The following is a 23,054-nucleotide window of genomic DNA, read 5'->3' as shown; positions in this document are numbered from 1 at the left end:
AAGCAAAGTCATTCTCGCTGAAACTGGCAACTAGAGGTGAGTTGGGTATATACTTCCCGCCCCATTTTAGAGTTCGAAGGTTAAGATGAGAATCGCATTAGGTATCGAGTATAACGGTACAAACTACTTTGGTTGGCAACGCCAGAGAGACGTAAAAAGCGTCCAAGAAGAGCTGGAAAAAGCATTGTCTATCGTTGCAAACCACCCTGTAGAAGTGCAATGTGCAGGTCGTACTGATGCTGGTGTACACGGCACCGGACAAGTTGTTCACTTTGATACCAACGTAGATCGAAAAATGGTGGCTTGGACGATGGGCGCAAATGCGAACATGCCAGGTGATATCGCTGTTCGCTGGGCAAAGGAAGTATCAGACGATTTCCATGCTCGATTCTCAGCAACAGCGCGCCGTTACCGCTACATCATTTTCAATCACGCTTTACGTCCGGGGATCTTAAGTTCGGGTGTCAGTCACTATCATGGTGATCTGGATGAGAAAAAAATGCATCAAGCAGGTCAGTATTTGTTGGGAGAAAATGACTTTTCATCATTTCGAGCAGCTCACTGTCAGTCTCTGAGTCCATGTCGCAACATGATGCACCTGAACGTGACTCGTCATGGTGATTATGTTGTCATTGATATTAAAGCGAACGCCTTTGTTCATCATATGGTGCGCAATATTACAGGCAGCCTGATAAAAGTTGGACGTGGCGAAGAAAATCCTGAATGGATTAAGTGGCTGTTAGAGGCAAAAGACCGCAAACTTGCCGGAGCGACAGCAAAAGCAGAAGGCCTATATTTGGTCGATGTAGATTATCCGCAAGAGTTTGATTTACCACGCGTACCGATCGGCCCGTTATTTTTACCAGATAATTTGAACTAAATTTACAAACTTGCTTCAAAATATCGGTAGCTTACACTGAATGTGTACGGAAACTATGCGCTATTTATGATAACAAAAATAGGTACAACCAGTTTTTTATCTACAGTAGCGGTAAGATATGGTTTAATCCGTCGGTGTTATTTCGAATTACTATCTTTCGCAATGAAGCGGAAGAGTTGAGAGAAAAGGTCTTCCATGAGTTGGCTTGAAAAGATTTTAGAAAAAAGCAATCTTGTAAGTTCACGTAAAGCTTCTATCCCAGAAGGTGTGTGGACAAAATGTACCTCTTGTGAGCAGGTTCTGTACCATGCTGAACTGGAGCGTAACCTAGAAGTATGTCCTAAGTGTAACCATCACATGCGTATGAAAGCGCGTCGTCGTTTGGAAACATTTCTGGACGAAGGTAACCGTGTTGAACTGGGTTCTGATCTTGAGCCTCAAGACAAGCTGAAGTTTAAAGACTCTAAGCGCTACAAAGAGCGTATTTCAGCGGCTCAAAAGAGCAGCGGTGAGAAAGACGCATTGGTTGTAATGCAGGGTGAACTACTAGGCATGCCACTGGTAGCTTGTGCGTTTGAGTTCTCTTTCATGGGTGGCTCAATGGGTTCTGTCGTTGGCGCTCGCTTTGTTAAAGCGGTAGAAGCTGCAATCGAGAACAACTGTGCACTTGTTTGTTTCTCCGCAAGTGGTGGCGCACGTATGCAAGAGGCATTGATGTCTCTAATGCAAATGGCAAAAACCAGTGCAGCACTTGAACGTCTATCTGAAAAAGGTCTGCCGTTCTTCTCAATCCTGACTGACCCAACCATGGGTGGCGTATCAGCAAGTTTGGCAATGTTAGGCGACATCAACATTGGCGAGCCTAAAGCGTTGATTGGTTTCGCGGGTCGTCGCGTAATTGAGCAAACGGTACGTGAAGATCTTCCAGAAGGCTTCCAGCGCAGTGAGTTCCTGCTTGACCACGGTGCTATCGATATGATCGTTGATCGTCGTGAAATGCGTCAACGCGTGGGTGGTCTTATCGCTAAGATGACTAACCACAAGTCTCCTTTGGTGGTTTCGGTTAACGAATCTCCAAATGAAGAGCCATATTCTGTACCAGAAGTGGACGAAAAAGGGTAAAGTAACAGCTAACATAAAGCCAAAGAAATTAATGGTTAAAGTTAGATGACCCAAAACTCAATTCCTCAAGCCACATCCTCTCTAGAGATGTGGCTTGATTATTTAGCAAATATTCATTCCTCAGCAATCGACCTTGGCTTAGACCGTGTTCAAGCGGTAGCAAGTAAAGCCAACCTCACAAAACCAGCTCCGACGGTTATCACTGTTGCCGGTACCAATGGTAAAGGCTCAACGTGTGCGTTAATGGAAGCGATTTTATTAGACGCCGGCTATTCAGTAGGTGTTTACAGTTCACCCCACCTGATTCGTTATAACGAGCGTGTACGCATTAATGGCGTAGACGTAGAAGACGCGAAACATTGCCAAGCGTTCGACTTTGTAGAAAAGCAGCGTGGTGATATCACGTTAAGTTTGTTTGAATTTGGAACCCTTGCCGCATTACGAATCTTTCAGACAGAAAAAGTAGATGTTGTCCTGCTCGAAGTGGGTTTAGGCGGCCGTTTGGATGCCACCAACGTCGTTGATCACGATGTGTCAGTCATTACCAGCTTAGCTGTTGACCATGTTGATTGGCTTGGTGATGACATCAATGTTATCGGATTTGAAAAAGCGGGCATCTACCGCTCAGGTAAGCCTGCCATCTGTGGTCAGCCTTTACCTCCTGCAACTGTGGCCGCGCACGCGGACGATATCGGTGCAGAGTTTTTCCAGGTTGGCATCCAGTTTGACTATAAACTGACCGACAAAGGTTGGAGTTGGACAAGTGGTGCGTTCGATCTTGAAGATTTACCTGTCCCGTCACTGCCGTTACCAAACGCGGCGACAGCACTTATGGCGCTTGGTGCTTCAGAATTGCAAATCACTGACATAAACCTCGTCAATGGCTTGAATAATGCTCGACTCGCAGGTCGAATGCAGGTGTTACAGAGCGAGCCAGAAATCGTACTTGATGTTGCTCACAATCCACACTCTGCTGAATATTTAGTGGAAAAGGTGAAGCATCAGTATGCGGGTAAGCACATTCATGTTGTGATTGCTATGCTGCACGATAAGGACATAAAAGCCACCGTTGAAGCACTGGCACCTATTGCCACTCAATGGTACCCAGCATCGCTTACAGGCCCTCGTGCTGCGACTGCAGAAGAGTTGTGTCAATACTTACCTCAGGGGCAAGTTCAGTTCCAGACACCCGTAGAAGCGTTTGAAAATGCGAAAACAAGCGCACAACAAGACGATGTTATTTTGGTGGTTGGTTCTTTCCATACCGTGGGTGAGGTGTTGGAGCATTGGCAAGCAAGTAATAAATAACCAAAGGTAATTTGATGGCAAGTAAATTTCAGAGTCGTTTAGTCGGCACTATCATTCTGGTGGCAGTGGGAGTGATTGTGCTCCCAGATGTACTAGATGGTAAAAAACTTCACTACAAAGAAGAATTTGCCAGCATTCCTATCAAACCTGAGCTTGATAGTGATGTGGAAAACTTCGAAATACTCGAGCCTGTCGAAGATGATATTGCATTGCCTGACTCTCCAGTAGAGGCAGTGGTGCAGGAGTCAGAAGAGCCTCAGGTCGCCGTTTCAAAACCGCAACCTGAACCGGTAGCGCAGCAAGAAGAGACTAAACAACCAGAGCAAGTTGAAGTCGATGCTCGTCCGGTTGTTGAGAAAAATCAATATGAAGATTCTGCATGGATCATTCAGTTGATGGCACTTAAGAATCATGACAATGCGGTCGCGTTAGTTGCCGATTTGCAAAAGCGTGGTTATCAGGCTCACACGAAACAAGAAAATGAATTTACGCGTGTCATTGTTGGCCCAGATGTGTCAAAAAGTAAACTGGAACGACAAGTTCAAGAATTACAAAAAATTACTGGCTCAAAAGGTCAATTGCTTAAATTTAAGCCGTTAAATCCATAAGAAAACGTTTGCGTCAGCATTTTTTCTGTTAAAATGCGCGCCAACTTAAGATGAAGAAAATATGAATTGGTTAGATTTTGTCATTTTAGGGGTGATCGGGTTTTCAGCTTTGATCAGTTTAGTTCGTGGTTTTGCTAAAGAAGCGTTGTCTTTGGTGATTTGGTTTGGAGCGTTTTTTATCTCCAGTAACTACTACACCAAATTGGCGGTATATTTCTCCAATATCGAAGACGACATGTTCCGAAACGGAGCTGCGATAGCGGCATTATTTGTCGCAACACTAATCGTTGGTGCAGTGGTGAATTATGTCATTGGCCAACTAGTACAAAAAACAGGGCTATCAGGTACTGACCGACTTCTTGGTATGGTCTTTGGTGGTTTACGCGGAGTTTTAATTGTTTCTGCGCTACTGTTTTTTATGGATGCGTTTACCGCATTCCCAAGCTCGGATTGGTGGAAAGCGTCACAGTTAGTCCCTGAGTTCAAACGTGTGATCGCTCCCTTCTTTGAGCATTTACAAGCAACGTCAAGTTTTCTTTCTGGCACTATCTAGTAGTGCCAGCTACTGTCGCAAATCGAGGATTAGGACATGTGTGGTATTGTTGGAATCGTGGGCACAACCCCTGTAAACCAGTCTATTTATGACGCGTTAACGGTGTTACAGCATCGTGGCCAAGATGCAGCGGGTATTTGTACCATAGAAAGCAATCGTTTTCGTCTGCGTAAGGCGAACGGTTTAGTCAAGGATGTGTTCGAAGCAAAACATATGCAACGCTTGCAAGGTGAAGTTGGTATCGGTCATGTACGCTACCCAACTGCTGGTAGTTCAAGTGCTTCAGAAGCTCAGCCTTTCTACGTAAACTCTCCTTTCGGTATTACACTTGCCCACAATGGTAACTTAACCAACGCTCACGAAGTTCGCCAAAAGCTGTTTGAAAAAGACCGTCGCCACATCAACACGACGTCAGATTCAGAAGTGTTGCTGAACGTGCTTGCTCACGAAATCGATTCTGTGAAAGGCAATGTAACGACAGAAGACGTCTTCCGCGCGGTGACTAACGTCCATCGTACAATTCGCGGCGCATACGCAGTAACTGCAATGATCATTGGCCACGGTATGATTGCGTTCCGTGACCCGAATGGCATTCGTCCTCTTTGTTTGGGTAAACGCGAAGAAAAGGGTCGTACTGAATACATGGTGGCATCTGAGTCTGTTGCTCTTGATGCAGTAGGTTTTGACTTTGTTCGAGACGTGGCACCAGGTGAAGCGGTTTACGCAACTTTCGATGGTGAGCTATACACTAAACAATGTGCAGATAATCCAAAGCTAAACCCATGTATCTTTGAGTTTGTTTACTTTGCTCGTCCTGACTCATTCATTGATAAAATTTCTGTTTACAGCGCTCGCGTTGAAATGGGTAAAAAGCTAGGTGAACGTATCAGTGAAGACTACGCTGATCTTGATATCGACGTTGTTATCCCAATTCCAGAAACCTCGTGTGATATTGCTCTGCAAATTGCGCAAGCTATCGACAAACCATACCGTCAAGGCTTCGTGAAAAACCGCTATGTAGGCCGTACGTTCATCATGCCGGGTCAACAACAGCGTAAGAAGTCTGTACGCCGTAAACTGAATGCGATTCGTTCTGAATTTAAAGACAAGAATGTACTTTTGGTTGATGACTCTATCGTTCGTGGTACGACGTCAGAGCAGATCATTGAGATGGCTCGTGACTCTGGTGCGAAGCGTGTATACATGGTCTCAGCTGCTCCAGAAGTTCGTTTCCCGAACGTTTACGGTATCGACATGCCAAGTGCTACCGAGCTAATCGCTCACGGTCGTGACAACGAGACTATCTGTAAGCATATTGGCGCAGATGCGTTGATCTACCAAAAGCTTGAGGATTTAGTTCAAGCCGTTGGCCTTGGTAACCAAGACATCACCCAGTTTGATACATCGGTATTTAACGGTGAGTATGTGACGGGTGACATTGATCAGCAGTACCTAGACTTCCTAGATGGCTTGCGTAACGATGATGCAAAAACTCAACGTGAGATTCAGCAAGATTTAGCGAACCTAGAGCTTCATAACGAAGGCGCGTAACGCGCATTGATCATCCGGGATAACCCCGGTTGATCCTAAATGAAGATAGCCAATATATTAAGCACTGAACGTGAATACGTTCAGTGCTTTTTCATTTTTTAAAGCCTCAAAAATTCAAGAAACATCACCGTTTCACCTCTTTCCAACCATTAGCCAATAATACCGCTGCTGTTATTGGCATAGAAAAATCCTGTTTATATCAACTCATATTTTTAAACAGTAAATCACGACTTTTCACATGTTACAAAGCGTATTTTTTAAAATTAAAACATCATTTCGATATTGTGGTTTTGTTTTTGATTTCCGTCGCAACAATAGTGAAACAGCGTTCCAATTATGTTGTTGTGTTTTCTATTATTAGTGCCGCAATAAGCGATGCAGCGTGAAACGTTGTTTATAAACTAGAAAGGAATGAACGTGAGAACATTTAAATATTCGCTACTGGCTATGTCATTGATGGCGGTGACTGGCTGCTTAGACGATACCTCTGCGCCTAGCAATAACCAAAAACCACAAGAGGTGGTTCAGGATGGTGTCCAGGCAACAGCCGAAGACTTTGAAACCCTGAAAAACCGCGTAATCCCTGATTTCGTTGCTAGTGCAAAATCCACAGCAACGAATAAGGGAACCACTCTAGAAGCATTGGCAGCAGAATATCTTCAGCTCGAGAGAGAAGTGGAGCAGGAAGATGGCACCAAGGTGAAGGAGAAGTACTGGAATCCTGAAGGTTATTGGTATGATGTCAATTACAAGCAGGTAGAAAAACCAGGTTGGTCGCCAAAAGATCACCTGGAACGCTTAGTTATTCTGGCAGCGACATACAATGAAAACCCTGATCCTGAGTTGGGTACTGCGATCAGCAACGCTCTGATCTATTGGTTAGATGCGGATCCACAAAGCTGGAACTGGTGGTGGCATGATATCGGGATTCCGAAACGAATCGGTTCCAGTGCTGTAATGGCAAAAGATGCGCTGAGTGAAGCATTAAGTAAGAGAGTTGCTGCTTATCTGCCGAGCATTCCGAATTACTCGCCAAACAACCCGAACAGCCCAATTCCAAAAGCGGCTAACCGTACCGATATCGCATTAGCCGTATTGAATCACGGTATACTGGCTGATGATGCAGAGATGGTCGGTAAAGCGATTGCTGACATCGAAGCTACTATTGGGGTTAGTACCGGAGCAGGTGTTCAGCCCGATTATTCATTCCATCAGCACGGTCCACAATTGTATACCTCTGGCTATGGACCGGTGTGGTTCAATTCTGCAGCGAAATGGGCGAACTTTGTGGAAGGCCTGCCTTGGGCATTTGGCCAGGATAAAATTGATGTTTTGGTTGCTTATATGCTGGATGGCCAACGCTGGTCAAAACGCCATGGGCAATGGGACTACAACACCATGAGCCGCGGTATCAGCCGCACTAAGAACACCGAATTTACACCTAATAGTACGGACGCATTACCGGAAAACACCGCGATAGATATCGTTGCAGGATGGGCTCCGGAACGAGCTGAAGAGGCTGAGGCCTTTAAACGCCATGAATTTGGTGGTGAAGGCTCGGGCCTGAACGGCTTTAAGCACTTCTGGCGCAGTGATTATTCGGTGAAAGCTGCTGACGGCCATATGTTCAGTATTGGTATGAACTCTCAACGAGTGGAGCCAGCCGAAGCGGGTAATGGCGAAAACCTGAAAGGCTTCTGGCTTAGTTTCGGCAGCACCTTCCTGCTACAGCGTGGTAACGAATACCATAACATCTTCCCTGTATGGGACTGGAAGCTGGTTCCGGGCGTAACTGCACCTGAATATGTCGCTCAGGGTGCGGATTGGGGACGTATCATGCAGCAGGATGTTTCGTTTGTTGGTGGCGTCACCAACGATCGCTACGGTGTTTCTGTGATGGATATGGATATCACTATTCGCCATTCACAAACTGCCCACTCAACTAAGCCGGATTTCTATGAATTCGGTGAAGGCAAAGGCCGAACTCAGGCTAAGAAAGCGTGGTTCAGCTTTGCAGATGAAGTTGTCGCGCTGGGTGCTGGTATCAACTCTACCCACTATGAACCGGTTAATACTTCGGTTAACCAGGTACTGCTTAATGGGGATGTGACCGTTGATGGTCAGGTAGTTCAGAAGGGCAGCCGCTTGGTAACGGACGCTAAGTGGGTACACCATGACAACGTGGGTTATGTATTCCCAGACAGTTGGAAGGGTACTGTATCTAATCAGACCCAAACGGGGACGTGGAAATCGATCCGTCGAACCAGCAGTGCGGAAGAGGTCAGCAAGGACGTATTTACTCTGTCTATGACGCATGGCTCACAGCCTAACGAGGCTAAGTACCAGTATGTGATTGCCCCGGGTAAGAGTGCTGAGCAAACCGCAGAATACGCGAAGGTATTGCCGGTAGAAGTATTGCAGAACAACAAGCAAGTTCAGGCAGTACGTCACAGCGATCTGAACGTGACAGGCATTGTGTTCCATGAAGCGGGCAGCATTAAGCTTGGCGGTGACGTAATGATTACCGTTAACCTGCCGAGTGTTATTTTGCTTGATGAAAGCGGTAAGCAGCCAACAGTCAGTGTGTCTACTCCTGGAGCAGAATATGCTGACCTAGAGCTGGTGTTACAGTCGGCTACTCATGGTAACGTGACTCATCGAGTACTAACGCCGGGTGGTGCAGCTGAGCTAGGTAAAAGCGTGACCTTTAACTGGAACGAAGGACCAGATAACAGTGAGCGAGATGCCGCACAGGAAGCACAGAAGCATGCTGAACTGGAAGCTGCGAGTCAGCCGGAACTGACACTGCTGGCAGTAGCGGATACAGAGCTACAAGGTGGCAAATATGCTGATGAAAACTTCGACGTTGTATCGCGCTGGGATCTGTGGGTAGGTCAGATTGCTGATAAAGAAGCAGCTGAAGCAGGCGCGACTAAAACGGTGAAGTCGGTGTTGAAGTTTGACCTGAGCCAGTTGCGCGATACGGCAGTAGAGAAAGCAACACTGAAGCTGCATGTGCGTAATATTGGCGGGGATTCGTCCCAGACGGTTAATGTATCCGTACTGGCAGATAATGACTGGAGTGAAACTGGTATTACTTGGAATACATTACCAGCCAGCAAGTCTAGCAATGCGGCATTGACAGTAAGCAGTGAGCAGAAGAAGCAGTGGGTTGAGCTGGATGTAACAGAGTTGGTTAACAATGCTCGTTCTGATGGCGCTATTGGCTTGCTGTTGGAAAACTCAGGTCTTGGTTTTGTCGCGTTTGGCTCTGATGAAACCGATCAGATTCCTGAATTGGATATCAAACGTGCACTCTAACGGTGAGTGAGTCCTGAATTAATCTGATCTTCAATATTCAACGGCGACCACATTGGGTCGCCGTTTTCTATTAAAAAAGAACCTAAACGGAACTGTATAGGTACTGGATGCCTTAGTGAATGTTATAAGCAATCACGTAGTCGATGAAGAGGCGTACTTTTTCTGGCAAATGATCTTTATGGTTATAAAGCATATAGATGTCGCGAGGGTTAGCACTCCAGTCTGGCAAAATACGAATTAAGTCACCACGCTCGATGTATTCTTTGACCATAACATTCGGCATCAAAGTGATGCCCAAGCCTTCAGAGCAGGTACTGCGAACCACATTCAGTGCATTAGCCTGAAAGCGTGCACGATCCGTGTTTACGACAGACTCTCCCTTACTGTTTTTCAGTGTCCACTTGATTAAAGGGTAGCCTTTAAGCAGAGAGTGGTTGGAAAGCTCTTCAGCGTGCTCTGGTGCTGGGTTTGCTGCAAGGTAGTCAGGGCTCGCAACCAAAATGTCTTTTACTTCGCCCACTTTACGAGCAATCAGGCTGGAGTCACGCTGTGGACCAACTCGGAAGATGACATCCCATTCTGTTGGATCGAGTTTATCCGCGTTATTTTCTGTTGTTAGCTCAATATTTATATCGGGGTACTGCTTCATAAAGCCATTGAACATCGGCATCATCATACGTTTTGTTAGATTGTACGGAGCCGATATTTTGATTCGCCCGGATGCGCCACGACAGTCGTCTGTAATTTCCTCGGCGGTAGAAGTTAGGCTTTGCAGTAGTGGTGAACATTCTTTGTAAAAGCGTTCACCAGCTTCGGTAAGAGAAAGCTTACGAGCATGACGGTTCAGTAGTCGAAGATTAACAGAGTCTTCTAGCGCTTGAATGCGTCGGGTGATGGTCGCAACCGGAATCATAGTTTTTCGCGAAGTTGCTGTATAGCTCCCATTTTCGACAACCAATCGAAATAGGTTTAAATCATCTAATTTCATATTTCCAGACACATTAAGTTACTAATTGACGCTAATTTATAATTAACTTTGCTATGAAAGATTGCTTTAAGTCAACATGTTGCACTATTTGACCACACCAGGCCGCTACGAGCAAACATTGATATAGCTATGCTATTCCAATGAATATTTGTATAAACGCCTTTTTCAGACTACGTTTTATAACGAGGTGAGACCACCTAAGCCTTTAAATGGCGGGGGATTCATCGATAAAAGTACAACAATAATAAAGACTTAATAAAAACTTGTTTTTGACTGACCTATGTGAGGTGTAAAGGTATGTTTAAGGCTCACAGTCATACGGCAATGGTCTCGGCGCAGGAAGCGGTTCATCATAAACTCATTATGTTAGTGGATGATGATGCCATTTTTCGCAATGTAACTAATGCCTATTTAGAAAGTCAGGGTTTTGAGGTAGTAGAAGCTGAAAATGGCTTAGACGCACTTCAACAACTTAGGGAATGCCAACCCGATCTTGTCTTATGTGATTTATCTATGCCGTTGTTGGATGGTATAGAGTTCGTCGAAGAAGTCAGCCTGGAATATCCATCGTTGCCGCTTATAGTGGTGTCTGGCACGGATGAAATGTCAGACGTTGCAAAGGCGTTGCGTTTTGGTATTAAAGACTTTCTTCCCAAACCGATAGGTAACTATAAACATTTAACACAAGCCATCGATAATACGCTTGAGGATTGTGACTGTCATTTTTCTGAACAACGTGACTTTTCAAGTCAATGGTTCAGGGTTGATGATGGTGGAGAAATACCAGATGAACAAGAGCTTCACTGGCATTTAGAGTACTTGCAAGAAAACCCGAATGCGGCAAGAGATTTGCTTCATGCATTATTACCGGATAAGGATGCTTCTCAAGGAGACTGGCGTTGTTCATACCGGCTACTTCAATCGACAGACGTAATGCCGTTGGTGTTCGATTATCGTTGGCTGATGAATGGACAGTTTGCTTTCTACTTGGTGGACTCTGCTTCCCAAAGTAACAGCGGAGTAGGGACCACTTTACTCATACGCGCATTATTTGATGATTACCTACGCAACTTAAAGAACTTTAGTGCCGATCTTAAAGACATGGTGGGAATCATTGAGAAGGGTATTGAATGCTCGGAATGTGCAGGGCCAATTAATGCTGTGTTTGGTGTTGCAGATTTGGCGTCATCTACGGTCTCGATTTTACCTGCGGGTTTAGATAGCCAGTGGTCAAATGGTGATTCCAACCAGCATATCGCAGCAGGAAATAGCTTGGGTGGTGGCAGCTTGAAAAACTTCATCACCAGGGACTTACCGTTAAATACCGCTGGGCAGTTGTCTATCGGATGTCTGGGCTCTTCAAGTTTTAGCCTAAATATCACTCGCCACGAATAATTCACTAGATACGAATCTGGTAAACGAAAAGCAGCAATAATGCTGCTTTTTTTATATCGTTTTCGAGCCATTCAATCGTATTGATAGATTAATAACCTTACTTTTTGTTTGTGTTTATCACCGCCTGTATAAGGTATAGTCAGCGCCTAAACAATAATGACCCATTTGTGTAACGTGTGCTTAACGTTGCGGCATGGGAGAAGCAAAGTCAAATAGTGAGAAGAAACATCATGGCAGACAAAGAGTTTAAAGAGCCTTATAATATTTTGTACTTTTTAGGTTTCATTGCAGTACTTATGATCCCAACACTACCTGCAACGTTAACCTGGCTGCGTGTATTCAACGGCTACGCGGGCTAACAAACTAGCTATCGTTTCTGGAGTTCACCATTCGTATTAAGCGTTACTTATTCAATATCGTTGGTGGACTCTGCATTTTGCTCGGCATAGCCGGAATTGTCCTTCCTCTACTACCAACTACTCCATTTATCTTGCTCGCCAGTGCGTGTTTTATGCGAGGCAGCCCAGCATTCCATCATTGGTTACATAATCACAATACGTTTGGCCCTATTTTGTATAACTGGCATCAAAATAAAGCCGTTGAGCCTAAAGTAAAACAACGTGGCGCGATTTTTATTGTGATCAGCTTTACGATTTCAATTGTTGTTGTCCCTGTCGTTTGGGTGAAAATTGCACTTTTAGGGATGGCAATCGTTTTACTTAGCTGGTTTATGCGGCTACCTGTGATTGAGCCGGTTGCTGACCGAGAAGAAAATCACTAATATTGTAGGGAATAGTGTGCCCGCTCTTCGAGTGGGCGTTTGTATTTTCAGCACCTGTGAGTTTACGAATATAAACACATAGCGATGAAAACCTATTGTTCGTTGCCCTCGTGATACTGAGATAGCGAGAGGGTGATGAGCCAATCTAAGTAAATCGGTATTATGACTACAGAAACAATTTCACTGATCAAATCTAGCATCAAAAGCATCCAAGATTACCCAAAACCAGGCATCCTTTTCCGTGACGTGACCAGTCTGCTAGAAGACGCGAAAGCGTACCAGGCGACTATTGGCCTATTGGTTGAACGTTACAAAGCGATGGGATTTACAAAAGTTGTGGGTACAGAAGCGCGCGGCTTCCTGTTTGGTGCGCCACTAGCGCTTGAGCTAGGTGTGGGTTTTGTTCCAGTACGTAAGCCAGGAAAACTGCCACGTCCAACGATTGCTCAGTCATATGAGTTAGAGTACGGCATGGATACATTAGAAATCCATACTGACGCGATCGTAGAAGGTGACAAAGTACTTGTTGTCGACGATTTGCTAGCAACTGGCGGTACTATCGAAGCAACAACGAAACTGATTCGCCAATTAGGTGGGGAAGTTGAGCATGCTGCATTCGTTATCAATCTACCTGAAATCGGTGGTGATAAACGTTTAGAAGCGTTAGGTCTAAATGTGTACAGCATCTGCGATTTCGAAGGACATTAATACATTCAATGAGTTATTTAGCTTTAGCGCGAAAATGGCGTCCTAATAAGTTTGACCAGGTCGTGGGGCAGAAACATGTCCTGACGGCATTGGAGAATGCGTTAGCGCAAAATCGCCTCCATCATGCGTACTTGTTTAGTGGTACTCGTGGTGTTGGTAAGACGAGTATCGGCCGTTTGTTTGCCAAAGGGCTGAACTGTGAAACCGGTATTACCGCAACCCCTTGTGGTCAATGTGATACTTGCCGCGAAATCGATGAGGGTCGATTTGTTGACCTGCTAGAAATCGATGCGGCCTCACGTACTAAAGTTGAAGACACTCGTGAACTGTTAGACAACGTTCAATACAAGCCTGCTCGTGGACGCTTTAAGGTGTACCTCATCGATGAAGTACACATGTTGTCGCGTCACTCTTTCAATGCACTGTTGAAAACACTGGAAGAGCCGCCGGAATACGTTAAGTTCTTACTGGCGACAACCGATCCGCAAAAGTTGCCTGTGACGATTTTGTCTCGTTGTCTGCAGTTCCATCTGAAGCCAATCAGTGTTGATGAAATTCACCAGCAGCTTGATTATATCCTTGAGCAAGAGCAGGTCTCAGCAGAGTCTAAAGCTTTGGGTATGATTTCCCATGCGGCTGATGGCAGTATGCGTGATGCACTGAGTCTGACTGATCAAGCGATAGCTTTAGGCAATGGTGTGGTACAAGTGGATACCGTTAGCCATATGCTAGGCACGATCGACACCGATCAGGCGATTCACTTACTTGAGTCGATCAGTAGCAAGCAGCCTCAGCAAGCCATAGAGAAAATCCAACAACTGGCGTCCAATGGCGTTGAGTGGGACGGCTTGTTGCAACAGTTGGCTTCCCAATTACATCGAATTGCTATGTATCAAGCTTTGCCATCTACTTTAGATCAAGCTCAGCCTGATGCAGAAAAAATAGAATTATTAAGTAAAGCGCTCAGTCCACAAGATGTGCAGCTTTATTATCAAGTTGCGATAAAAGGTCGTGAAGATCTCTCATTGTCACCAAACGGCCGTGTTGGCATGGAAATGATCGTATTGCGCATGATGGCATTTCGTCCGTCGGCGAATAACGTTGCTAACACTATTTCTACTGCGGCTCCAACGCAACAAACAGCGCCGGCAGCTCGATCGAGCCAGGGTAATGCTACGCCAAATCAACAAGCGTCGGTTCAACCCCCGCAGTCGCGTCCGTCGCAAGTGTCGTCACCGCAACCAGTTAATCAGCCAGTAAGCCAGCCTGTAGTCAACAATCAGGCTCCAATGCAGGAAGCGCCTCAATACCAGCCAGAGTATCAACCGGCTAAGTACGAAGTGCCACCTGCTCAATATGATATGGCGCCACCAATGAGTGAGAACCCTGCGCCTCAGGCTCAACCTCAGCAAGCGTCAGAGCGGGTTCAAGCAGCACCGTCTCGTGGCGGCTTAAGTGGTTTACGTCACCAACTTCGCTCTCAGCGTCAGGGTTTACAACAAAGTGCCCCGCAGCAAAGTGGTGGTCCAAAAAAGCCTAAAGCGACATCTGCTAAACCAGAGTCGGTTCTTGATCGTGTCGCGCAAAGACACGGCAGTTCCGCGCAGGTGTCGCCAAGCTCAATGCCTCAAGCGGAAGAGCAAGTCGTTGAAGAAGCGTATCGCTGGCGTCCAAGCAAACCTGCTGAGACGAAAGTCAATACGAAACTGACACCTACGCAGCTCAAGCAAGCGCTTGAGCATGAAAAAACGCCTGAAATGGCGCAGAAGCTGGTCGATGAGTCTCTAGAGCAAAATGAGTGGGCAAAACTCATTAGTCTGATGAACATGCCTAAGCTGGTGGAGCAAGTTGCGCTAAACTCACATTATAGTAAAGAAGGTTCCACCGTTTCTTTGCAGCTGAGAAGTGCTCAGGCACACTTAAATACAGATAGAGCACAAGGTGAATTGCTCAAAGCTCTAAACACGCTTTTGGGTGAAGATTGCCATTTAACAGTGGAAATAAGTGATGCTGGTGAGACACCGTTAGAATTGCGAGATCGACTCTATCAAGAAAAGTTACAACAAGCGCTGAATAGTCTGGAAAACGATCCAAACGTTCATTTTATTGAACGTCGATTTGCTGCAGAGCTTGTGAAAGATAGCGTGCGCCCTATCTAATAATCGAACGGAGTGGGGTTGAAAACGTTAAGTCATAACCCCATTAATTGATGCAACACCTCATAGCAATCACAGTAAATAAATGAGCAGAAATAGCGCAGGAAAAATACTTGAGGACAAGGCGTAATTTTTCGATAAGTAGTTATTCTACAATGAAAAGTTGCAACGATGTTATCGAGTATTTTAACAAGCTAGAATGACCAGTTATTTACTACGATTGGTATCACAAACCAGAGAGATAAACATGTTTGGTAAAGGCGGTATGGGCAACCTTATGAAGCAAGCCCAGCAAATGCAAGATCGCATGCAAAAGCTTCAAGAAGAAATCGCGAATATGGAAGTAACTGGCGAGTCTGGTGCTGGTCTAGTTAAAGTTACAATCACTGGTAGCCACAATGTACGTCGTGTTGACATCGATGAAAGTTTGATGGAAGACGACAAAGAAATGCTGGAAGATTTGATTGCGGCTGCATTCAACGATGCGGCTCGTCGCGTTGAAGAAACTCAAAAAGAGAAAATGGCTTCTGTAACTGGCGGTATGCAACTACCACCAGGTATGAAAATGCCATTCTAATCTGCTGAAATCTAATTAAGCGGATTTTCAATGCGTACCAGTCATATGCTGGAACAATTGATGGAGGCCTTACGTTGTCTACCTGGGGTTGGTCCCAAGTCGGCGCAGCGTATGGCCTTTCATTTGTTACAGCGAGATAGAAAAGGCGGCTTACAGCTCGCCGATGCTCTTAGTCAGGCAATGACGGAAATTGGCCATTGCTCAGAGTGCCGCACTTTTACTGAAGAAGACATCTGCCATATTTGTACCAATCCTAAAAGACAGGAAAACGGTCAGATCTGTGTGGTGGAAAGCCCGGCAGACATCGCAGCCGTAGAGGCGACAGGACAATACTCCGGACGATACTTTGTTTTGATGGGGCATTTATCTCCGCTTGATGGTATCGGTCCAAGTGATATTGGCTTAGATGTGCTCGATTATCGTCTTCGCCGAGGTGATATTACTGAAGTGATTCTGGCTACCAATCCAACGGTAGAAGGTGAAGCTACGGCACATTACATCGCAGAGCTGTGCAGAGAGCATCAAGTCGAGGCAAGCCGAATTGCACATGGTGTTCCTGTTGGCGGTGAACTTGAACTTGTTGATGGCACCACCTTGTCACACTCACTGTTAGGTCGACACAAATTATAATAAAAGCCGCTGAATTCAGCGGCTTTTTTCTGTCTGTTTATCGAGTGATATTGTTTTCTTATTGATGGCTTATAGGAAGGTTAATTGTCTGAATCGGAAGCCAGTAGGTTTTTATAGATAATCGCACCCACAACACCCCCAATGATTGGCGCAATCCAGAACAGCCATAATTGAGAGATGGCCCAGTCACCGAGATAAATAGCCACAGCGGTACTACGTGCAGGGTTCACCGAAGTGTTTGTCACCGGAATACTGATTAAATGAATAAGCGTGAGGCACAAGCCGATAGCAATTGGCCCAAACCCTTCCGGTGCTCGTTTGTCTGTTGCACCCATGATGACAATCAAGAACATCATGGTCATGACGATTTCTGTTACTAAAGCGGCTAACATCGAGTATTGGCCGGGTGAGTGCTCACCGTAACCGTTCGCTGCAAATCCTGAGGCGACAATATCAAAGCCAATTTGACCCGATGCAATCACGTATAGGGCTCCACCCGCGATGATACCGCCAATGACCTGAGCGATGATGTAAGGTAAAACCTCTTTGTTCTCAAAACGACCGCCAGCCCAAAGGCCAATTGTCACGGCAGGGTTCAAGTGGCAGCCGGAAATATGGCCAATAGCAAATGCCATGGTGAGAACGGTTAAACCAAATGCCAGCGCCACGCCTAACAGTCCGATGCCGACTTCGGGAAATCCAGCGGCCAATACCGCACTACCACAACCACCTAGTACCAACCAGAACGTACCAAAAGCCTCAGCCAAATATTTATTCATGCAATTTCCTATTTCTTATTCTATAACTTGCTGAACATAGTTGAGAATTGTCAGTTAAGTGTGAGGCAAAACACGAAAAGAAAAGAATAGGAATGGTATGTACGACAGTGTCTCAGAGATGAAACCAAAAGAACGAAGATAGTGCAACGGTGAAGTGGGGAGAAAAGATAGGGCAAGGCCTACGTTAACTGCTCTAATTCAGTAATATTCGTCAGCGCTTCTTGGTTGGTCTTTCCGCACACAACGGGACAAGGTTTGAAATCATGGCAGACTTTTGGTCGCTCAGGCTGACCAAATAGCTTACAAAGGTTGTCATCGTTAAGTTGTACGCAACGAACACCAGCGGGCTTACCGTTTGGCATGCCGGGAATCGGTGAAGAGATACTTGGGGCGATACAACACGCGCCACAGCCTAAGCGACAATCCATAATGTAAACCTCTTAAAAATTGAGGTGGCAATTATGGTCATTTTGACGTGGATTGGAAGGGGAACTGCATAAAAAAGTACAAGTAGTGTTGCAATACTTGTACTCTTCTAGATTGGTCGAATGGTCACTTAAGAAAACGGTTATAGACAAATAAGATCACAAACGCCCCTAAAGTCGCCGTAATAATACTGCCGACGTTGATACCCGTAGCGCCACCTTGTCCCAGAAAGCTTCCTAAAAAGCCACCAACAAACGCACCAGCAATCCCCAAAAACATTGTGGCAATCCAACCACCACCGTCATTACCAGGCATTAACCACTTTGCTAATGCTCCTGCGATCAAACCTAAGATTATCCAAGATATGATGCCCATAAGTGACTCTCCCTCTTATCAATATTTAAACCAACTTACACTGGTTTAAGGATAGAGCATGCCAACAGAAAATCTCTGATCGTCGTAAACGGATAAATGCGCTTTGATGATAATTGCTGAATACTTGAACTTTTGTGGTGAGAAAGGTATAAATCGCCCCTAATTCCCTTGGCGAGACCGAAAGTATGAGCACTCCATTTTGGCAAAGTAAAACGTTGGAACAGATGACCGAAGAGGAGTGGGAGTCTCTGTGTGATGGCTGTGGTAAGTGCTGCCTTCACAAGCTCATGGATGAAGATTCTGATGAGGTGTATTACACCAATGTCGCGTGTAGCTGGTTAAACAGTAAGACATGCTCGTGTAAAGATTATCCTAATCGATTTTCTTCAGGAGAAGAGTGCCTGAAGCTTACGCGCGAAAAAATCCCGGAGTTTAACTGGTTGCCTTTAACTTGCGCTTATCGTCTTTTGGCTCAAAATAAGCCGCTACCCGAATGGCACCCACTGATTACTGGGTCTAAATCAGCGATGCACGCAGCCGGTGAGAGTGTGCGTAATCGTGTTGTTTATGAAATTGATGTTGTTGACTGGGAAGATCACATCATCGAACTACCTAACGAGTAATATCCTGAGCAATATGAGTGTCGCTCAAATTTAAAATTACCGTTCTAAGAGGTTTGACACACTTTTGCTGTGTGCCTTACCTCACTTTTACATCTAATACCTTCTTTTGACCCGTTCTTGTCTTCACGTGATGTAAAATAAACACAGGTGATGTTCTCGCCTGTTCCAGCTCTGATCGATTTTGAGATTTCAGTTTTTTACGAGGTAAAAATGACGTTTTGTTTCCCGCAGAAAAATCGCCTGACACCTTGGGTTGCGTTACTTTCTATTTTCATCGCGATGATGAATCCTTTCTTTGCAAACGCGGCAGAGAAAACAGAAGCGCCTGTTGTATCGGAGGCCGAAGCATCCATCGATAATCTGAACATCGATATTATCGACTTAACGCAGAGCTTAGCTCAGACAAATGGTGACGAGCGTGATGCCCTCCAGTTGCAGCTTTTTCAGAAAAACCAACAACTACGCGCTCAGTTGGCGACTGCGATTGAAAAAGAATCTATCCCGCACAAAAAACTGGTTCAATTAGTTAAAACGCAAGAAAAATACACTAACGATGCGACAGCCTATCTGGCATCGAAAACGAAGTCAGTGACAGAAAAACTGAACGCGGCTAAGGATGAGGAAAAGCTGTCGATCATTAATGACTATCGTGAGATTCAGCACTATCTAGACGTGATTTTTGAGGCAAGTTGGCAAAACTTAGTTTGGTTAGAACGACTGGGTGAACAGAATAAGCGTGCTGAAACTAAATTTAAAGAAACGGTAGATAAGCGTATTCGCTTGCTTTCTGCATCCGTGCAGTACTTAAGTCAGCAGAGCGAAATCATTGGCGGACAGCTGTCTTCTAGCCCTGAATCGGAAAAAGCCTCGCAGCAATTGAGCCAGATGCTCGTTAAGCACAGGTTGGAGATTGCAACTGAGAGTCTGCGTAACTTGATGTCTATTGGTGACAAGATTGGCATCGAAACTTCTGAGTACAAGCGCCAAATATTTGAAGTCACTGGTAGCATTACTCACGATTTACTTAACAGCAAAGTTGTCTGGTCAATCGTCAGTCACTGGTCAAACTCTGCAGTGGACTGGTTAGCTGGAAATGCACCACAGCACCTATTTCAACTGTTTATTTTCGTATTAATTTTGGTTATTGCTCGCGCATTAGCGAAAATAACCCGCAAAGTGATGAGTAAAGCGGTTGCGTCTAAAAACTTAAAACTCTCCCACTTGATGCAGGATTTCTTTATTTCGATGTCCGGCAAGTTCGTATGGGTGATCGGTATTATGGTTGGTCTATCCCAGATTGGCCTGAACCTTGCGCCTATCCTGACGGGTTTCGGTATTGCCGGTGTGATCATTGGTTTCGCGTTGCAAGACACCTTGTCTAACTTTGCGGCAGGGATGATGCTTCTGATTTATCGTCCGTTTGATGTTGGCGACTTCGTTTATGCTGGTGGTGTGGATGGTAAAGTCAGTCATATGAGCTTGGTCAATACCACAATTCGCACCTTCGACAACCAGATCATTATTGTACCGAATAGCAAAATCTGGGGTGATGTGATTAAAAACGTAACCCATGAGCGCATTCGTCGTGTGGATATGGTTTTTGGTATTGGCTACGCGGATGACTTGTTAAAAGCGGAATCGGTACTGACGGATATCATCACTTCTCACCCAGCCGTGCTGCGTACGCCTGAGCCAAATATTAAAGTGCATACGCTTAATACCTCTTCGGTGGACTTTATTGTTCGTCCTTGGGTGAAAACAGACGATTACTGGGACGTTTACTGGGATGTGACCAAGGAAGTGAAGCTTCGCTTTGACCGAGAAGGCATTTCTATTCCGTTCCCGCAACAGGATGTACATCTGCATATGGTTGAGAAGAAAGACGCTTAATTGCTCGCCCTTTGTTTGGAAAAGCACTCATATTGTTGAGTGCTTTTTTGTTTCTATCGGGTAGAGAGGTTCAAGTATTGAGTTGAAGGTGATTAGCCGAAGTATTGCAAAACAATCAGCGGCATAGGTTTGTGTGACCTCAGTTTTCACCCATAAAAAAACGCTCTCGTGGGAGAGCGTCTGAAAAACCACAAAGTGGTAAAGTAAGTGCAAAGTGATTATTTGATTTGCTGCTTTAGGAATTCGCCCAGCTCAGAGTGATGCATGATCTTAGATACAGGGAGAATTTTCTCAGCCGGTCCCCAAGCAAATACATTTACAGGAGTATGCGTGTGGGTACCTGTGCCCCATACCGTGTTTTGGCCAGTCGCATGCTCACGTGCAATCAAGTTTGTGCGGTCATTATATGGGAAGAACGCATCAAAATCGTGAATAGCAGGTACTTGCTCTTGTGCCAGGTAGCTATGACCGTCTACATGATATGGGTTTGGCTTATCTTGCATAATGTGCGCAGCTTGATCCGCTGTGATAGGGAAATCGCTATTCTCGTTGATGATCTTAGCTAAGTTTTCCGCTGTTCTATCTGCTTCAGGTAATGCTGCGAATTTATCCAACATGCCGTAGTAACTGGTTTTTTGGTTGTACAAGCCATCAAGGATAGAGAAATCACCGAAATTAAAGTTAGGCGCGTAGTCTCTGTTTTTGAACGCTTCGCCGCTGCGCTTCTCTGGTTTTGGCAGATTCGCTGATGAATAGCTGAAGCCAAAAGAGCCAGTTTCATGGTCAGCCGTCACGACGATAAGTGTGTCATCACGTCCTTTCGCCCATTCGTAAACAGAGTTCACCGCTTCATCAAACTTAATCATTTCGTGAAGCATGGTGCCCGCATCGTTGCTGTGTCCAGCCCAGTCGATTTGTCCGCCTTCAACCATTAGGAAAAAGCCGTCTTCATCTTTGGATAGAACATCCAATGCTTTTACGGTCATCTCTTTAAGAGAAGGTTGTGTGCGTTTTGGATCGTTTTTACTTTGGCTGTACGCGATGCCATCGGCCATACCTGAGTTAGCAAAAAGACCAAGTAATTTGTCACCTTTTGCTTCAGCCAGCATATCGCGGCTAAATGCCAGGCTATAGCCTTCTTCTTGAGCTTCAGTCAGCAAGTTGCGCTCGTCTTTACGTTTAGATTTAAGAGCAACGTTACCTTGAGTGAGTTTCTCAAGCTGCTTGTAAGTGTCGCCTTTGTCATTCGCTGAACCTGGAATCCAGTGACGAAGACCACCAGAAAGCAGAACATCTACTTCTGTTTCCAGCATGTCGACAGCAATGTCGTTTTCTAAAGAACGGTGAGGTTGATGAGCGGCAAAGGCTGCTGGTGTAGCGTGCGTCATGCGCGTATCAGAAACCAAGCCCGTTGCTTTACCTTTGCTTTTGGCTTTTTCTAAAATGGTTTCAACGTGGTTGCCCTGGCTATCAATACCAATTACTTCTGAAGCGGTTGGCATCCCAGTTGCTAGCATCGTCGCAGAGCAAGCAGAGTCGACTACGATAGCATCTTCAGGGTTAGTCAAAGAAGATCCAATCACACCTTCTTGTGCCAATTTGTAAAGTGCTGTGGTTTCGCCTTTATAAATTGAGTGCGGGGCGTGGTTTGCGTAGGTTTCAAGTAGGCCTACTTGCTGAGGGCCCATGCCATCACCAATCATCAAAATGACGTTTTTGATCTCTGCTGAAAGGGCATTGAAAGAGAGTGTTGAGGCAGCAAGAGCGGTAACTACAGGGTATGCTAAGCGCTTCATTGTATTTTCCTTGTCTATTAAAAGCGCAGGCATTAAAACAATAAATCATGACACTTTTGTGTAAGTCATGAAAGCTTAACCAGATTGTCATTTTCATTGACTAGCAAATTGCCCATCGAGCCAATAGGTCGTGACCGACTGGGCAATGTTTTGGGCCATTATGCAAGCGCGAGAATAATGCCACCCACACTTAAAGCGGCAGAGAGATATTGTCCGGCAGAATAGGAGCTGTCTTCCTCTTCCTCGATTTTATCAGGGCGATCCATTCCCAAAGCGCCATGCGTAAATGATTCGACCTTCTCACCTACAGTTTTATTTTCCGCTTCCACTTTTTTGCTTTTGTGGTCGATTTCTTGCAGAGCGGTAAGAAGCGCTTTGCCTTCAGGAGAAAGTGTCACTTTGTTCTGTTCCACTTTTATTGGTGACGCGTTGACTTCTCCTGCGGTTTTCTCTGTCGACGTCAGAGTGGACTGCAAATTTGCGTAAGTATTAACTTGATTGCTTCCTACTGGATTCATCGCATACTCCTTGAAAATCGACACTCGCTCATTGAGTGTGGGTAAAAAGCAGTTATGGACTTTATCGGC

22 protein-coding genes are annotated in these 23,054 nt (G+C 45.3%); 16 read left to right on the top strand and 6 right to left on the bottom strand.

All coding sequences use genetic code 11. The features are described 5' to 3' along the window. The first annotated feature begins 85 nt into the window (after window positions 1–85). The 7 genes from truA (at window position 86) to VEJY3_RS11295 (ending at window position 9,343) form a co-directional block, all read left to right on the top strand. A complete protein-coding gene (gene truA / locus VEJY3_RS11325) occupies window positions 86–880 on the top strand; it encodes a tRNA pseudouridine(38-40) synthase TruA (RefSeq protein ID WP_014232609.1) in 795 nt (264 codons plus the stop codon). 195 nt (window positions 881–1,075) lie between these two features. Then, entirely contained in the window at window positions 1,076–2,002 is a 927-nt protein-coding gene (accD, locus tag VEJY3_RS11320) for an acetyl-CoA carboxylase, carboxyltransferase subunit beta (protein ID WP_014232608.1), read from the top strand. A 45-nt stretch (window positions 2,003–2,047) separates the two neighbouring features. Further along, the gene (folC, locus tag VEJY3_RS11315; protein ID WP_014232607.1) at window positions 2,048–3,310 is read left to right on the top strand and encodes a bifunctional tetrahydrofolate synthase/dihydrofolate synthase; all 1,263 of its coding nucleotides are present in this window, start codon (window positions 2,048–2,050) and stop codon (window positions 3,308–3,310) included. A gap of 14 nt (window positions 3,311–3,324) precedes the next feature. After that, the gene (locus VEJY3_RS11310) at window positions 3,325–3,918 is read left to right on the top strand and encodes an SPOR domain-containing protein (protein WP_014232606.1); all 594 of its coding nucleotides are present in this window, start codon (window positions 3,325–3,327) and stop codon (window positions 3,916–3,918) included. Window positions 3,919–3,979: 61 nt separating this feature from the next. After that, complete coding sequence (locus VEJY3_RS11305) at window positions 3,980–4,471, top strand: CvpA family protein (RefSeq protein WP_014232605.1); 492 nt, start codon at window positions 3,980–3,982, stop codon at window positions 4,469–4,471. Window positions 4,472–4,507: 36 nt separating this feature from the next. Then, a complete protein-coding gene (gene purF / locus VEJY3_RS11300; RefSeq protein WP_014232604.1) occupies window positions 4,508–6,022 on the top strand; it encodes an amidophosphoribosyltransferase in 1,515 nt (504 codons plus the stop codon). A 417-nt stretch (window positions 6,023–6,439) separates the two neighbouring features. Then, complete coding sequence (locus VEJY3_RS11295) at window positions 6,440–9,343, top strand: polysaccharide lyase family 8 super-sandwich domain-containing protein (protein WP_049794638.1); 2,904 nt, start codon at window positions 6,440–6,442, stop codon at window positions 9,341–9,343. A gap of 112 nt (window positions 9,344–9,455) precedes the next feature. On the opposite strand, the gene VEJY3_RS11290 is transcribed toward VEJY3_RS11295, so the two are convergent. After that, a complete protein-coding gene (locus VEJY3_RS11290; protein ID WP_014232602.1) occupies window positions 9,456–10,331 on the bottom strand; it encodes a LysR family transcriptional regulator in 876 nt (291 codons plus the stop codon). A gap of 297 nt (window positions 10,332–10,628) precedes the next feature. Between VEJY3_RS11290 and VEJY3_RS11285 the strand changes: the two genes are divergently transcribed. The 7 genes from VEJY3_RS11285 (at window position 10,629) to recR (ending at window position 16,578) form a co-directional block, all read left to right on the top strand. Beyond that, window positions 10,629–11,726, top strand: coding sequence for a response regulator (locus VEJY3_RS11285; protein WP_014232601.1), 1,098 nt, complete (start codon window positions 10,629–10,631; stop codon window positions 11,724–11,726). A gap of 230 nt (window positions 11,727–11,956) precedes the next feature. Continuing rightward, window positions 11,957–12,085 (top strand): hypothetical protein, encoded by a 129-nt coding sequence (locus tag VEJY3_RS26080; protein WP_014232600.1) that lies wholly within the window; start codon window positions 11,957–11,959, stop codon window positions 12,083–12,085. Between the two features lie 74 nt (window positions 12,086–12,159). After that, window positions 12,160–12,507: a YbaN family protein gene (locus tag VEJY3_RS11275; RefSeq protein WP_237333481.1), complete on the top strand. Its 348-nt coding sequence runs from the start codon at window positions 12,160–12,162 to the stop codon at window positions 12,505–12,507. 162 nt (window positions 12,508–12,669) lie between these two features. After that, window positions 12,670–13,215: an adenine phosphoribosyltransferase gene (apt, locus tag VEJY3_RS11270; RefSeq protein WP_014232598.1), complete on the top strand. Its 546-nt coding sequence runs from the start codon at window positions 12,670–12,672 to the stop codon at window positions 13,213–13,215. Window positions 13,216–13,223: 8 nt separating this feature from the next. Further along, window positions 13,224–15,374 (top strand): DNA polymerase III subunit gamma/tau, encoded by a 2,151-nt coding sequence (gene dnaX, locus VEJY3_RS11265; RefSeq protein ID WP_014232597.1) that lies wholly within the window; start codon window positions 13,224–13,226, stop codon window positions 15,372–15,374. A gap of 244 nt (window positions 15,375–15,618) precedes the next feature. Then, a complete protein-coding gene (locus VEJY3_RS11260) occupies window positions 15,619–15,948 on the top strand; it encodes a YbaB/EbfC family nucleoid-associated protein (RefSeq protein ID WP_014232596.1) in 330 nt (109 codons plus the stop codon). A 30-nt stretch (window positions 15,949–15,978) separates the two neighbouring features. Continuing rightward, window positions 15,979–16,578 carry a recombination mediator RecR gene (recR, locus tag VEJY3_RS11255; RefSeq protein WP_014232595.1) on the top strand — a complete coding sequence of 200 codons (600 nt, stop codon included), beginning with the start codon at window positions 15,979–15,981 and terminating at the stop codon, window positions 16,576–16,578. Window positions 16,579–16,658: 80 nt separating this feature from the next. On the opposite strand, the gene aqpZ is transcribed toward recR, so the two are convergent. The 3 genes from aqpZ to VEJY3_RS11240 all read right to left on the bottom strand — a co-directional run bounded on the left by aqpZ (window position 16,659) and on the right by VEJY3_RS11240 (window position 18,158). Then, a complete protein-coding gene (gene aqpZ / locus VEJY3_RS11250; protein WP_014232594.1) occupies window positions 16,659–17,357 on the bottom strand; it encodes an aquaporin Z in 699 nt (232 codons plus the stop codon). 179 nt (window positions 17,358–17,536) lie between these two features. Further along, entirely contained in the window at window positions 17,537–17,785 is a 249-nt protein-coding gene (locus VEJY3_RS11245; protein ID WP_014232593.1) for a YkgJ family cysteine cluster protein, read from the bottom strand. A gap of 124 nt (window positions 17,786–17,909) precedes the next feature. Further along, window positions 17,910–18,158 (bottom strand): GlsB/YeaQ/YmgE family stress response membrane protein, encoded by a 249-nt coding sequence (locus tag VEJY3_RS11240; protein WP_014232592.1) that lies wholly within the window; start codon window positions 18,156–18,158, stop codon window positions 17,910–17,912. Between the two features lie 185 nt (window positions 18,159–18,343). Between VEJY3_RS11240 and VEJY3_RS11235 the strand changes: the two genes are divergently transcribed. Both VEJY3_RS11235 and VEJY3_RS11230 read left to right on the top strand, forming a co-directional pair. Further along, window positions 18,344–18,781, top strand: coding sequence for a YcgN family cysteine cluster protein (locus tag VEJY3_RS11235; RefSeq protein WP_014232591.1), 438 nt, complete (start codon window positions 18,344–18,346; stop codon window positions 18,779–18,781). 279 nt (window positions 18,782–19,060) lie between these two features. After that, complete coding sequence (locus VEJY3_RS11230) at window positions 19,061–20,671, top strand: mechanosensitive ion channel family protein (protein ID WP_372378679.1); 1,611 nt, start codon at window positions 19,061–19,063, stop codon at window positions 20,669–20,671. A 218-nt stretch (window positions 20,672–20,889) separates the two neighbouring features. On the opposite strand, the gene VEJY3_RS11225 is transcribed toward VEJY3_RS11230, so the two are convergent. Continuing rightward, window positions 20,890–22,467: an alkaline phosphatase gene (locus VEJY3_RS11225; protein WP_014232589.1), complete on the bottom strand. Its 1,578-nt coding sequence runs from the start codon at window positions 22,465–22,467 to the stop codon at window positions 20,890–20,892. A 158-nt stretch (window positions 22,468–22,625) separates the two neighbouring features. After that, window positions 22,626–22,985, bottom strand: coding sequence for a hypothetical protein (locus VEJY3_RS11220; RefSeq protein WP_014232588.1), 360 nt, complete (start codon window positions 22,983–22,985; stop codon window positions 22,626–22,628). Window positions 22,986–23,054 lie beyond the last annotated feature (69 nt).

Origin of the sequence: Vibrio sp. EJY3, from assembly GCF_000241385.1 — a bacterium.
Lineage (GTDB): Bacteria > Pseudomonadota > Gammaproteobacteria > Enterobacterales > Vibrionaceae > Vibrio > Vibrio natriegens.
The sequence above is the reverse complement of the archived record's forward strand: the minus strand, read 5'-3'. Positions and strand labels throughout refer to the sequence as shown.

Bases quoted from the DNA above. Each gene is read 5' to 3' on its own strand.
- VEJY3_RS11220 (WP_014232588.1), bottom strand. From the start codon at position 22,985: ATGAATCCAGTAGGAAGCAATCAAGTTAATACTTACGCAAATTTGCAG.
- VEJY3_RS11285 (WP_014232601.1), top strand. From the start codon at position 10,629: ATGTTTAAGGCTCACAGTCATACGGCAATGGTCTCGGCGCAGGAAGCG.
- VEJY3_RS11235 (WP_014232591.1), top strand. From the start codon at position 18,344: ATGAGCACTCCATTTTGGCAAAGTAAAACGTTGGAACAGATGACCGAA.
- accD (WP_014232608.1), top strand. From the start codon at position 1,076: ATGAGTTGGCTTGAAAAGATTTTAGAAAAAAGCAATCTTGTAAGTTCA.
- dnaX (WP_014232597.1), top strand. From the start codon at position 13,224: ATGAGTTATTTAGCTTTAGCGCGAAAATGGCGTCCTAATAAGTTTGAC.
- apt (WP_014232598.1), top strand. From the start codon at position 12,670: ATGACTACAGAAACAATTTCACTGATCAAATCTAGCATCAAAAGCATC.
- aqpZ (WP_014232594.1), bottom strand. From the start codon at position 17,357: ATGAATAAATATTTGGCTGAGGCTTTTGGTACGTTCTGGTTGGTACTA.
- VEJY3_RS11230 (WP_372378679.1), top strand. From the start codon at position 19,061: ATGATGAATCCTTTCTTTGCAAACGCGGCAGAGAAAACAGAAGCGCCT.
- VEJY3_RS11245 (WP_014232593.1), bottom strand. From the start codon at position 17,785: ATGGATTGTCGCTTAGGCTGTGGCGCGTGTTGTATCGCCCCAAGTATC.
- VEJY3_RS11240 (WP_014232592.1), bottom strand. From the start codon at position 18,158: ATGGGCATCATATCTTGGATAATCTTAGGTTTGATCGCAGGAGCATTA.
- VEJY3_RS11305 (WP_014232605.1), top strand. From the start codon at position 3,980: ATGAATTGGTTAGATTTTGTCATTTTAGGGGTGATCGGGTTTTCAGCT.
- recR (WP_014232595.1), top strand. From the start codon at position 15,979: ATGCGTACCAGTCATATGCTGGAACAATTGATGGAGGCCTTACGTTGT.
- VEJY3_RS11290 (WP_014232602.1), bottom strand. From the start codon at position 10,331: ATGAAATTAGATGATTTAAACCTATTTCGATTGGTTGTCGAAAATGGG.
- folC (WP_014232607.1), top strand. From the start codon at position 2,048: ATGACCCAAAACTCAATTCCTCAAGCCACATCCTCTCTAGAGATGTGG.
- VEJY3_RS11260 (WP_014232596.1), top strand. From the start codon at position 15,619: ATGTTTGGTAAAGGCGGTATGGGCAACCTTATGAAGCAAGCCCAGCAA.
- truA (WP_014232609.1), top strand. From the start codon at position 86: ATGAGAATCGCATTAGGTATCGAGTATAACGGTACAAACTACTTTGGT.
- VEJY3_RS11225 (WP_014232589.1), bottom strand. From the start codon at position 22,467: ATGAAGCGCTTAGCATACCCTGTAGTTACCGCTCTTGCTGCCTCAACA.
- purF (WP_014232604.1), top strand. From the start codon at position 4,508: ATGTGTGGTATTGTTGGAATCGTGGGCACAACCCCTGTAAACCAGTCT.
- VEJY3_RS26080 (WP_014232600.1), top strand. From the start codon at position 11,957: ATGGCAGACAAAGAGTTTAAAGAGCCTTATAATATTTTGTACTTTTTA.
- VEJY3_RS11310 (WP_014232606.1), top strand. From the start codon at position 3,325: ATGGCAAGTAAATTTCAGAGTCGTTTAGTCGGCACTATCATTCTGGTG.